The 12,954-nt window shown below is 39.3% G+C and carries 8 protein-coding genes; 3 read left to right on the forward strand and 5 right to left on the reverse strand.

Annotation, left to right across the window (positions count from 1 at the left end; genetic code table 11):
- Window positions 1-284 precede the first annotated feature (284 nt).
- From H6A61_RS00005 to H6A61_RS00015, 3 genes are all read left to right on the forward strand, one after another.
- Window positions 285-3,425, forward strand: coding sequence for a SusC/RagA family TonB-linked outer membrane protein (locus tag H6A61_RS00005; protein ID WP_204390306.1), 3,141 nt, complete (start codon window positions 285-287; stop codon window positions 3,423-3,425).
- Between the two features lie 11 nt (window positions 3,426-3,436).
- Window positions 3,437-5,140, forward strand: a complete 1,704-nt coding sequence (locus tag H6A61_RS00010; protein ID WP_204390307.1) for a RagB/SusD family nutrient uptake outer membrane protein — start codon at window positions 3,437-3,439, stop codon at window positions 5,138-5,140.
- Between the two features lie 212 nt (window positions 5,141-5,352).
- Window positions 5,353-7,059, forward strand: a complete 1,707-nt coding sequence (locus H6A61_RS00015; protein WP_204390308.1) for a DUF5597 domain-containing protein — start codon at window positions 5,353-5,355, stop codon at window positions 7,057-7,059.
- A 56-nt stretch (window positions 7,060-7,115) separates the two neighbouring features.
- On the opposite strand, the gene H6A61_RS00020 is transcribed toward H6A61_RS00015, so the two are convergent.
- The 5 genes from H6A61_RS00020 to H6A61_RS00040 are packed head-to-tail and all read right to left on the reverse strand — an operon-like array spanning window position 7,116 to window position 12,855.
- A complete protein-coding gene (locus H6A61_RS00020) occupies window positions 7,116-8,396 on the reverse strand; it encodes a murein hydrolase activator EnvC family protein (protein ID WP_204390309.1) in 1,281 nt (426 codons plus the stop codon).
- A 6-nt stretch (window positions 8,397-8,402) separates the two neighbouring features.
- Window positions 8,403-9,227 carry a DUF4292 domain-containing protein gene (locus tag H6A61_RS00025; RefSeq protein ID WP_204390310.1) on the reverse strand — a complete coding sequence of 275 codons (825 nt, stop codon included), beginning with the start codon at window positions 9,225-9,227 and terminating at the stop codon, window positions 8,403-8,405.
- A 10-nt stretch (window positions 9,228-9,237) separates the two neighbouring features.
- Entirely contained in the window at window positions 9,238-11,022 is a 1,785-nt protein-coding gene (locus tag H6A61_RS00030; RefSeq protein ID WP_204390311.1) for a tetratricopeptide repeat protein, read from the reverse strand.
- A 13-nt stretch (window positions 11,023-11,035) separates the two neighbouring features.
- Window positions 11,036-11,470 carry a dUTP diphosphatase gene (dut, locus tag H6A61_RS00035; protein WP_154043395.1) on the reverse strand — a complete coding sequence of 145 codons (435 nt, stop codon included), beginning with the start codon at window positions 11,468-11,470 and terminating at the stop codon, window positions 11,036-11,038.
- Window positions 11,471-11,523: 53 nt separating this feature from the next.
- The gene (locus H6A61_RS00040) at window positions 11,524-12,855 is read right to left on the reverse strand and encodes a deoxyguanosinetriphosphate triphosphohydrolase (RefSeq protein ID WP_204390312.1); all 1,332 of its coding nucleotides are present in this window, start codon (window positions 12,853-12,855) and stop codon (window positions 11,524-11,526) included.
- Window positions 12,856-12,954: the final 99 nt, after the last annotated feature.

Raw genomic sequence — 12,954 nt, forward strand, 5'->3', positions numbered from 1 at the left:
TATATTGTAACATACGTGATAAAAAATGTAACATTCATCTTCTTTTGTGTTACATCTAAGAAACTATTGGTAACGTCTGAAATTTTATCTTATTGATTAATACGTACCTTTGTTTTGTCAATAACAATTGTTTTACTTTAATATACTAAGTATGAAAAACGGTTCAATTTAAGTATATAAAAAAATTGTTATTAGGTTACTTATTACCTATATATTAATTAATAGAAGAAGTGATATTAATTTATAAAGCTTAATACTTAATGTTTAATTTAATTATTTCAATCATGAAAAGCACAAGAAATCTGAAACCTTTATGGTTATTGATGTTTTTTTGCCTGATACCTTTTTGGGCAATAGCACAGACTGTAACTATTAGTGGTAACGTTAAGGACTCATCAGGCATACCGGTTATTGGTGCCAGCGTGCTAGAAAAAGGTACTACCAATGGTATTATCACCGACTTTGACGGAAACTTCACTTTATCTGTAGAAAGCAACTCTACACTTGTTATTTCTTTTGTCGGATATAAGACACAAGAAATAAATGTAAATGGTCAGACTTCATTCAATGTGGTATTAAAAGAAGATACAGAAGTATTGGAAGAAGTTGTTGTCGTTGGTTATGGTGTTCAAAAGAAGAAACTTGTAACAGGTGCTACAGTGCAAGTAAAAGGAGATGACTTACAGAAGTTAAACACCGTAAGTGCTTTAGGTGCATTACAGAGCCAAAGTCCGGGCGTGAACATTACACAAAGTTCCGGTATGCCTGGAGAAGGATACAAGGTTAATATCCGTGGTATGGGTACTATTGGCTCTTCAGCACCTCTATATGTTATTGATGGTGTGGCTGGTGGAGACATAAATATGCTTAACCCATCAGATATCGAATCTATCGACGTATTAAAAGATGCTGCTTCGGCTGCAATCTACGGTGCCCGTGCGGCTAACGGTGTAATCCTTGTCACAACCAAACAAGGTAAAACAGGAAAAGTACGAGTATCATATGACGGATATTACGGTGTACAGCAAATAGCTAAAAAACCGGAGTTATTGAATGCCAAGCAGTATATGGAGATAATGGATAGAAAAGACGGCGCATACGATTGGGAAAGCTTACTTCCGTCATACCTTTATGATTCTATTATGGACGGTTCATGGAACGGAACAAATTGGCTTGATGAAGCAACAAACAATAATGCACCTACACAGAACCATGCATTTAATATCACAGGCGGAAATGAATTCTCGAAATTCTCATTAGGTTTATCATATACTTCCCAGGAAGGAACTATCGGAAAACCTGTAGAACCTAATTATGAACGTTATACATCTCGTCTAAATTCAGAACATGTAATTTTGAAGAACAATGATTTTGATGTTATCAAGTTCGGAGAAAACATGACCTACAGCTATACAGAAAGATCAGGTATAGGAATTGGTAATATATATTGGAACGACGTCCATAACTTCCTTGTAGCAAATCCTTTGATGCCTGTTTACGACAGCGAAGGCAATTATTATGACCAGGACGACAAAGTAGCAGAAGGTTGGGGGTTTGAACCTAATGCTGCCAACCCTATTGCTTCGATGGTTTATCAAAGAGGTAAAAACCTTACAAGGAATCATGCTTTCCGTGGAAACTTCTATTTGGAAATACAGCCAATAAAGAATTTAAAATATAAAACCAGCTTTGGCTATCGTTTCAATTCATCAAGTTACAGATCTTATACAGACAAGTTCAATTTATCTGCAGCCACAATAAATACAAACGATAGAGTAACCCAAACTCAGAGCATGGATTTGGCATGGACATGGGAAAATACTTTAAGCTATAGCCTGAAAAAGAACTATCATGCTTTTGATGCCGTTATCGGTCAATCAATGGAAAAATGGGGTATAGGAGAAAATGTTTCTGCTACAAATGCAAACTCATTGTTCCCTGGACTGTTTGACTACGCTTATTTGAGCAATACACAAGGTATTAATTCAAGTTTGACAACTGTCAGCGGAGCACCTCAGACCGCAGGTCGTCTGGCTTCTTTCTTCGGTAGAGTTAACTACAACTATAACGAAAAATATATGTTCTCTGCAACTTTACGTGCCGATGGTTCAGGAAACTTTGCAAGAGGAAACAGATGGGGCGTCTTCCCATCATTCTCAGCAGGTTGGGTAATTACTAATGAATCGTTCATGGAAAGTGTTCAAAACTGGATGGACTTTTTGAAGATCCGTGCCAGCTGGGGTCAGAACGGTAACTCAGACATAACTAACTTCCAGTATCTTTCAACTATTGCTTTTGATGCCCAGAACTCATATGTATTTGGAACAGATAAAGTTACACAAACTACAGGAGCCTATGCAAATATATTGCCAAATAAAGACATCTCATGGGAAACATCAGAACAGTTAGACTTGGGTATTGATGCACGTTTCTTTAATTCCAGACTTGGATTAGCTTTCGATTACTATCACAAAGTAACTAAGGACTGGCTTGTTCAGGCTCCTATCCTTGCCAGCTACGGTACAGGTGCTCCATACATAAATGGTGGTGACATTGTAAACAAAGGTTTTGAAATAGCTTTGAACTGGAATGAAAGAATAAGAGACTTTAATTATGGTATCAATTTCAACCTGTCACACAATAAAAACGAAGTTACAAGAATCGCCAATACAGAAGGCATTATCCACGGTCCTAGCGATGTGCTTACAGCTATGAGTGGCGGTGAAATTTACAGAGCCGAAGTCGGTTATCCAATAGGATATTTCTGGGGATATAAAACTGCAGGAGTATTCCAGAACCAGGCACAAGTAGATGCTACAAAAGCTAAATTATCAACAGCTGCTCCAGGTGAACTTATATTTGTTGATGTAAACGGTGACGGAGAAATATCAGAGGCTGATAAAACTATGTTAGGTGATCCAAACCCTGATTTCCGTATGGGATTCTCTTTCAACCTCGGTTATAAAGGATGGGATTTGTCTGTTACAACTAACGGTGCTTTCGGACAGCAAGTTGTAAAATCATACCGTCAATATTTGGGTGAAACAAAACAGAACTTTACAACAGATGTTTACGAATGCTGGAATGGTGAAGGCACATCAAACACTATGCCGTCTATCTACAAGATGGAAAGTAGCGAAAGCTGGAAAAACTTCTCTGACATTTTCGTTGAAGATGCCAGCTATCTGAGAATACAGAACATCACATTAGGATATGATTTCAAGAAATTGTTCCCTAAAATGCCTCTTGAACAAGCCAGAATATATTTGTCTGTTCTTAATGCTTACACATTCACAGGTTATTCTGGTATGGATCCGGAAGTTGGTGCAAGCGGTAACGATTCTTATAGCTGGGCTTCAGGTATAGATTTAGGTTTCTATCCAAGTCCCCGTACATATATGGTTGGTGTAAATCTTAAATTTTAAATAGTATAGTCATGAAACTAAAATATATATACGCAGCAATTTTTGCAGCACTTACATTAAACAGTTGTGAAAACTTTCTCGATACTGAGAATTACACACAGAAAACTACAAGTAACTTCCCTAAAACATCTGAGGATATCAGTATGATGTTGTCAGGTTTGTATTCAACATTGAATCATCAAAACAGACAGCACACTGTCAATATATACTATGTGGCAGGAGCAGCTTCAGACGAATTATTCGGCGGTGGCGGTTCTGCAGATAAAGCATTCCAAATGACAGACAAGCTTTTAAATGTAGGAGTTGATGCATTCCAATCATTCTGGGAAGAAAATTATAAGGGAATATATCGTGCAAACATGATACTTGAATACGTTGGCAATGTAACTGATTGGGTTGACGAAGCAACGAAAAATCAGGCTATCGGCGAAGCCAAGTTCATGAGAGCCTTGCTTTATTTCCAGATGGCACAAATGTTTGGCGAAGTTCCGATGCCGTTAACTTCTGAGGCGCAAAACCTGCCAAAATCTTCTGCCGAAGAAATATATGCCCAAATAACTACAGATTTGAAAGAATGTATTGAAAGCATGCCTGACAAGAAATATTCTCCTGATTTCTCCGGTCATGCAACAAAATATGTAGCAGAAGCTTATATGGCAAGGGTATTCTTATTCTATACAGGTTATTACAAGAAAGATACTTTACCTTTGACTGATGGTGGAAGTGTTACAAAAGATGAAGTTATAATCTGGCTGGAAGATTGCAAGGATAACAGTGGTTATGATCTTGTAAATGATTATAGGGAATTATGGCCATATACTAATCCTTATACTATAAATGACTATTCTTATACAAAGGGGCAAAATGCAATTGACGGTACAAAACTGGCATGGGAAACGGATGTGAATAATGAAGTGCTTTTCGCTACTAAATATAACGTATATGGTTCATGGGATGATGTAAGTCTTTCAAACATGTTTCCACTTTTCTATGGTCTCAGAAATCAGGATTACGCCAAGACTTTCCCATTTGGCCAAGGTTGGGGATGTGGAACTGTAAACTCGGTATTATTTAATGACTGGTTGGCAGACGAGCCTAACGACCCAAGACGTAATGCTTCTATCTTAGATGTTAAAGAAGAAGGAATAACATATTCATGGGACGGTAATGACCAAATGGAATATACAGGATATTTCCAGAAGAAATATATGAATATAAATGCTAAAGCATCTGATGGTTCACTTGTGGTATATTCATATTTAATGTATGGTGCACAAAACAATATGCAGCTAGGTCAGACTCAGGATTTGGTAATGATGCGTTATGCCGATGTTCTTTTAATGCACTCTGAATTGACAGAAACAGCAGATGGCTTGAATAAAGTACGTAACAGAGTAGGACTTCCAAGTGTTGACTATTCACTGGACAACATAAAAAAGGAAAGAAGATACGAACTAGCATTCGAAGGTATCCGTTGGTTTGACCTTATGAGATGGGGCGATGTAGAAACTCAATTGGAAAGACAGATAGGCGTAAAAATCATAAATGCCGGAAAAGAAACTACAATGCAATCATTCGGTGGCGGATTTACCAAGAGATATCAGGAAACAGGTGGTTTCTGGCCAATACCTAAATCTCAGATGGATTTGTCAGGCGGTGTACTAGTTCAGAATAAAGGATGGGGTACTACTGATGCTGAATTCTTAGGCTGGTAAAAAATCTAAATTCAAAATACTTAAAATAAAACCGACATATATCGTAATTAAAAAAATTGATATATGCCGGTTTTTTTATACTCATTAATATAAACAACGAATATGTTACAAATGCTTCCGTATATATTACATACACCATTTTTACATCAGATATTATTATTTTGAAGAAATAAAATAATTTACCTTTGTCTCATTCTCAAAATATAATATCAATGAAAAAACATTTATTATCCATGGCATTATTTTTTGCCATATCAGCATCGTACGCACAAGAACTGCCTCATTGGACCAGACAAGGGACAGCCACACAAATGACAGTCAATGACAAGCCCATGCTTCTTCTGGCCGGTGAACTTGGAAACTCCTCGGCTTCATCGCCAGAAGACATTGAGAGTATATTCCCAAAATTAAAACGTATCGGACTGAATACCGTACTAGTACCGGCTTATTGGGATCTGATAGAGCCGGAAGAGGGGAAATTCGACTTCTCACTCATTAACAAGACCATCACTGAAGCAAGGGATCAAGATATGAAAGTCGTTTTCCTGTGGTTCGGCGCATGGAAAAACTCCATGAGCTGTTATGCCCCGCTATGGTTCAAAAGCAATTACAAGAAATATCCACGGTGTTATACTGAAGCCGGAAAGCCACTGGAAATAGCCAGTCCTTTTTCGGAAAATGTTTTCGAAGCCGATTCCAGAGCTTTCGTGAAACTGATGAGCCATATAAAGGATTTTGATTCAAAGGAGAATACGGTAATCATGATTCAGGTGGAGAATGAGATAGGTATGCTGGAAAGCGCCAGAGACCACTCAAAGACGGCTGATAAGCTGTTCAAATCTCCGATACCTGAAGAGCTGAAAAAATATCTGAAGAAGAATATCAATACTCTTCACCCATGGCTGAAAGAAAAATGGCAGAAAGCCGGTGGAAAAACGGAAGGCACATGGGAAGATGTCTTCGGAAAAGACATTTTCACTGATGAAATATTTATGGCATGGCAATATGCCGCATACGTAGAGAAAATGATTCAGAAAGGAAGGGAAGTATATAACCTGCCAATGTATGTCAATGCAGCGATGAACAGCCGTAACAGGAAACCGGGCGAATATCCTTCAGCGGGACCGCTTGCACACCTTATTGATATATGGAAATGTGCAGCTCCAAGCATAGACCTTCTGGCTCCGGACTTGTATGACAAAGGATTTGTGGACTGGGTTGCACAGTACAAACTTCATAACAATCCGCTTTTCATTCCCGAAATAAGGCTCGAGCCTAATGATGGGGTGAGAGCATTCTATGTGTTCGGACAGCATGATGCCATAGGCTTCAGTCCTTTCTCAATAGAGGATGCTCCCGACGACGGCAATTACAAACTCACCAAGGCCTATGCCAAACTTGAAGAACTTATGCCTCTGATCACCAAATATCAGGGTAAGGAACAGATGAAAGGCATATTATTCGACCAGACGAACAAGGAAAAGAACATTAAGTGGGACGGGATTACGCTTTCATGCAAGCATTTCTTCACTCTTCCTTGGGATGCCCGTGCCACTGACGGAAGTGTATGGCCCGAAGGCGGAGGTATCATAATAAAGCTTGACAGTTACGAATATATTGTTGCCGGAAGCGGTATTGTAATAGAATTCAAGAATCCTGATGAATTGAAGGGATTTATACAGAAGAAGCTTGGCGAGGACGGTTTCATTGCTGCCGGTGGTAATACTGCCAATGAAGAAAAATGGTATGCGGAAAAACGTATAGGAATAGGTTCGGTAGATGAGGTCAGTATAGACGAGGAAGGAAATATGAAATATTTGCGCCGGCTTAACGGCGATCAGGATCATCAGGGCCGACACGTCAGAATTGGAGTCGATGACTTCAGTATTTTACACGTGAAACTATACGAATATAGATGAGCGTTCATTTAATTTAAAACGACAGTTCATTTTACATCGAATGAACTGTCGTTTTTTTATCTTGCTATCCAAAGCTCTGGATTAAGCTTTTCTTTCTCCTTTCGTAACTGAAAATGAAGTACTGTATTGCCGTCTGTATCAGTATTTATCTGCCCTATTACATCACGCGTTTTCAACTGGCTTCCTTGTTTCACAATCACTGATTCCAGATTACAATATACGGAGATATAACTTCCGTGACGAACCAGAACATTTGCCAGACCGTTATATTGGAACACAGCAGTAACTTCTCCATCAAATATGGTACGTGCCATCGCACCGGATTTAGCCTTAATGTCTATACCTTTATTATCGAGACGAACATTTTTCAATCCTTCCACCTGATACTGACCGTAACGACCGACAATTACATATGGGCCTGTAACAGGTATAGGAAGTCTTCCTTTATTGCGTTCGAATGTTCCTGATAATTTACGGTCCGAATAATCAACTTTATAGACGTCCATCTGTTCCTTTTCTTTCTTGACACTTTCACCTGCAGGCTGTTTTTTGGTCTGTGCCTGTTTACGCCTGCGTTCCTCCTCTGCCCTTTTACGTGCCGCTTCTATTTCTATGGCAATCAGACGATCTATTTCCGCATTAAGTCTGTTTGCTGCCTTTCGTTGTTTTTCCAACTCACTTCGCAGTTGTATCTGCTTTTTTTGCATAGATGCAAGCAGTTTCTTTCTGTCAGCCTCTTGAGTTTCAAGTTTCTTTTTCTCGGCTTCCTGATGCTTAAGCAATGCAATCTTTGCCTGATAGGTTTCTTCGGTCACCTTCTTCTTCTCCTGAATCTCAGACATTTTCGCCTTTATTTCCTCACCTTTAAGACGCTGGAAGTTGGCATACTGTCTCACATAGCGCAAGCGCCGGTACATCTGACTCAAATTATCTGCAGAGAAAATGAACATAAGTTTTTCCTGTATAGTGCTGTTACGATGAAGATATTTGAGAGATTTTTCATAACCGGCACGTTTACGTTCCAAATCTCCTTCCAATACTTTCATCTCACTTTCCAGACGGTTTATTTCCTGCTGTATGCTATTTACATCACTCTGTATAGCTGATAGATAGCGGCGTCTTTCGGCAATCTGTCCGCTTATAAGAGCCAGATTGTCCAACTGGCTTTTAACGTCCTTCCCTGCCGACTGTAAAAGTGTTTCAGATTCGTTTATGCGCTGATGAAGTTCATTACGTTCTTTCTCCAACTGCCTTATCTTGGGAGTTGACTGTGCACAAACAAACTGTACAAGTTGTATGCAAATAAATAGTAATATGTACCTTGATGAAATATACATCTTTGCTTACTGTTTTATAAATAGTTTCAACAGTTCCTGTACTGACATTTTTCTATATTTTGATGATAGTTCAGTCTTGGAATCCCAATTGGAATCTGTATTGATACGGGATAATTTCATATCCAATGAATACTTCTTGTCAGTTCCTTCGGACATCATTTCTATAGACTGAGGGAATACGTCATTTCCCAACATGGTGAAATCCGCATAACGGCAATGAAGCGAATATGGCAAGTCCTTAAGCGCTATGACTGTCTCTTCCAGACGACCGTCTGTGGCCGACGTAAAGAAACTATAACCGATACGCTTTGTTCCTTTCACCTGCAATCGTGCCCTGTCTGCGTAAGGAGACAAAGTAAATCCTGAAGCATCAGCCACTGAAAGCTTATCCTTTCCGGGAATAAATATTTCATTCAATATTAAAGACTGGAGAATATTAAAATCCAGTTCAGTATTCAGAAGACTGCTTATTTCGGCAAAACCTAACTCAACATAACGCTTGTTCATCCTGTCAACTGCCATGATTTTATCAGGAGTTATGTCTATACGTGCCACTTCTATACCCAATATAGGAGCCACACTGAAACGTATTATCTCACCACGACGCACACGCATATTTGCATTAACACTCATAGGCGAGGATGAGCCTACATTCAACTCTATACGGGCACGGGCGGTCAGATTATCACGTGATGGAGTCCACTCTATCACCTTTTCCATATATTCAGTTCCGGAAAGACCACCAATCGTAGTATTACGCAATGTATTCCTGGAAGTTGAACACGATGTCAGGATTAATACAAGCAGAACTATGTAGCTGATTTGTTTCATAAAAGCACTATTATTCAATGTATTTACGCAGGGCTATTTTCTGTTTCAGTCTTTTTATCTCTTTTTCTGGACGTGGAGTTGCACCCTCTTCCTTAGAATCATCAATAGTTAAAGCTTTCTTCCATAACTCCAGGGCCTTTCCTTTCTCTCCCAATTTGAAATATATGTCACCGCAATGCTCTACTATTACCTGACTGCTGTCGCCACCGTTTTTCATCGCCTGTTCTATATATATGCGTGCTTCAGTAAATTTACCTTTTTCAAACAGTATCCATGCATACGTATCCAGATAAGTAGAGTTTTCAGGCTCAGCTTTAACAGTCAAGAAACTCATCTCCTCAGCCTTATCCAGATTTGTACGTTCTACAGAAAGATAGTAGGCATAATTGTTAAGTGTATTGATATTATTAGGATTATATACCAAAGAAGAGTCGTATGCAGCATAAGCCTCAGCCTTCATTTCACGCGAATGATATAAATCGCCCAGTATGGAATAAAAATCCGAAGCTATATTCTTATCACTCTTTTCGTTTATCTGCTGTACTCCTTTTTTGAACACTTCAAGAGCCTTTTCTGTCTGGTCTTTCTGATAATGCGCCAAACCCAGATAGTAATAAAACTCCATAGCGTCAGGATTATATACCAATGCCGGAGTCGCCACACGTATAACTTCATCAAGATTGTTATCCGCTATGGCATAACTTAGCAATTGAAGTCTGGCTGGTTTATTTTCAGGATCAAGTTCCAGTACCTTATTCAATACAGGAACCGATTCTTTTTCCATTTTCTTTGTTATAAGATACTGTGCATAAAGCATCGGCACATCGGCATTCGGCTGTTTTCCAGTAAGAATTGTCTCAAAAAGACTTATGATTTTTGTACTGTCCTTATCTGTCTGTTCCGATTTTACTATAAGCTGACGCATAAAGTCAAGTTTGAGTTTTGTATCTACATTCTCATTGACCAGAATTGAATCAAGCTGAATGTTATACAAGCTGTCCTGACCGGTTTTCTGATAATATGAAGCCAGAGAAACCATGGCAGGAGCATAATCAGGTTCTTCTTTAAGAATATCCTGATATACTTTCAGGGCCTCTTCATTGCGTCCGTTGCTGAGATAAACATCTCCAAGCACCGTACGATAACGCATATCATATGGATATTCGTCCACCAACGACTGTATTTCCATAAATGCCTTATCCATATTGTCCAACTGGAGATATGCACGGAATTTCTCCATACTTATCTGCTCTGATTTTCCGTCAAGTTCTTCTATGCGGTCAAGTGTAGAGACAAGGCTGTCATAACTCTTGGTTCTGTTATATAAGTCTGCCAGTGAAAGCAACGGTTCCAGACGTGACGGAAATATCTGTGCCATATCCTCATATACAGATATAGCTTTAAGCCAGTTTTGCTTTGACTGGTAATATGAAGCCAATGTCTGCTTATACCAAAAATTGGTATCATCCGAACGAGACGCCTGTTTCAAAGCTTCTTCTCCTTTGGCCTCCTGTCCAAGGAACATATAGAACTGTGATATTTCATACAAAACGGCAGCCGACTGCGGATATATGTCCAGACAATGGGTATATAGCTGAAAAGCAGCATCGTATTCCCCCTTCTGTTTCATACGGACAGCTTCCAGAAAATAATAGTCAAACTTTCGGCGTTGTTCGTATGTCAAAGGATCTTTCAATTCAGACGATACCTTATTAGCGCGCTGTTTTCTCTGATTTAATGTTCCACATGACGAAAGCAACGGCAATATAAGAATTAATAAATAAATGTACTTCATTGTTTTTATATTATTATTTCTTTCCGCTGTGACCGAATCCTCCTGCTCCACGCTCGGTTTCATCAAGCGTATCTGTCTCTTCCCATTCAGCCTGTTCATGACGTGCTATGACCATTTGAGCCACACGCTCTCCGTCTTCTATTACAAAAGGTTCGTTAGACAGATTTACAAGTATTATACATATTTCACCCCTGTAATCGGCATCAATAGTGCCCGGGCTGTTCAATACCGTTATACCTTTCTTTATTGCAAGTCCGCTACGTGGGCGCACCTGTGCCTCATATCCTTCAGGCAGAGCTATATAAAGACCTGTCGGAACAAGACAACGCTGAAGAGGTTGGAGTGTTATTGGAGTATCTATATTGGCACGAAGGTCAAGACCTGCCGAAAGAGGTGTTGCATACTGTGGCAACGGATGTTTTGACTTATTGATAATTTTAATTTTCATACGAGTAATATTTTTACGTCACAAAGTAAATAGAAATATTTTATTTCTCAAAATCAAACGGCAGGCAGGCTGTTCCCGTTAATTTTTCTATACAAATCAAGAGCATACACATCTGTCATTCCTGAAATATAGTCCAATACCGCTATTATTCTTCCGTAAAGCGTAGGAGCAGAAATGTCATACTGGGTAGATACCCTGTTTATCAACAATTGAGAATATGCCTTTTCAGGGTAGCGTACGGCTTCTATCATCAAATCGGTAAGTGTGGATATCACCTGATAACCTGCCAATTCTATATCAACCACATCTTTAGAGCAATATATACGCTTGAATGCAGTTTCCGAACATATTTCGTACGCCTTTCTGACATGTTCGTCAAGATGACTTATCAACGGACCGGTAAAAGTACCGTCCAATATGCTTTCTTCATTTTCTACGAACACACGTGTACACTCCTTTACCAATATTCCTATAGCCGTACTTCGAAGATATGCTATTTGTTCGTTCGTATCAGTCACCATAGAACATATCATGTCTGTGCGTTCAAGCCTTTCTTTGCTCAGAAAGCCTCTATACAGCTGTTTGGTTTCTTCGGTTGTCAGGATTTTAAGCTTATGCGCATCCTCTATATCCATCATCTGATAACAAATGTCATCAGCAGCCTCAACAAGATACACTAAAGGATAGCGTGCATATCTCACCGGTTCTCCGTCTTTGCTAAGTCTTATAATACCTAATTCATCAGCTATCTTCTTGAAATATTCTTCTTCTGTGATAAAGAAGCCGAATTTCTGTTTCTTTCCCGCCAGAACTGAAGAATAGGGATATTTTACAATCGAGGCCAGAGTGGAATATGTCATTACGAATCCTCCCTGACGACGCCCCTTAAACTGATGCGTAAGCAAACGGAAAGCATTGGCATTTCCCTCAAAATGTATGATATCGTTCCATTCTTCAGGAGTAAGCATGTCTTTCAATATCTGTCCTTTTCCTTCCGAAAAATAAGTTCCGATAGCTTTTTCACCAGAATGTCCGAAAGGAGGATTACCAAGGTCATGGGCAAGACACGCAGCCGACACTATTGCTCCTATCTCACTAAGATGAGTATTTGCCAGTTCAGGATGTTTTTCAAGAAGTCTTTGAGATACCTCATTCCCCAACGAGCGTCCCACGCACGACACTTCCAGGCTATGGGTAAGACGGTTATGAACGAAAATGCTTCCCGGTAGCGGGAAAACCTGAGTTTTATTCTGCAATCGGCGGAAAGTAGCCGAAAACACCAGTCTGTCATAGTCACGCTGGAACTCGGTTCTGTCATCCTTACGCAATTCGTGAAGATGTTCCAGACCGAAACGTTTATTTGATATAAGTTGTTGCCAATTCATGTACATTTGTATTAACTATGCAAATATATAGTTTTGTTTCCCAATATTCAACTTTTTGATAATCAATAAGACTTACACACAAAAAGGGCAGAGATAGAA

Origin of the sequence: Bacteroides caecigallinarum, assembly GCF_016901995.1 — a bacterium.
GTDB classification, from domain to species: Bacteria; Bacteroidota; Bacteroidia; order Bacteroidales; family Bacteroidaceae; genus Phocaeicola; species Phocaeicola cellulolyticus.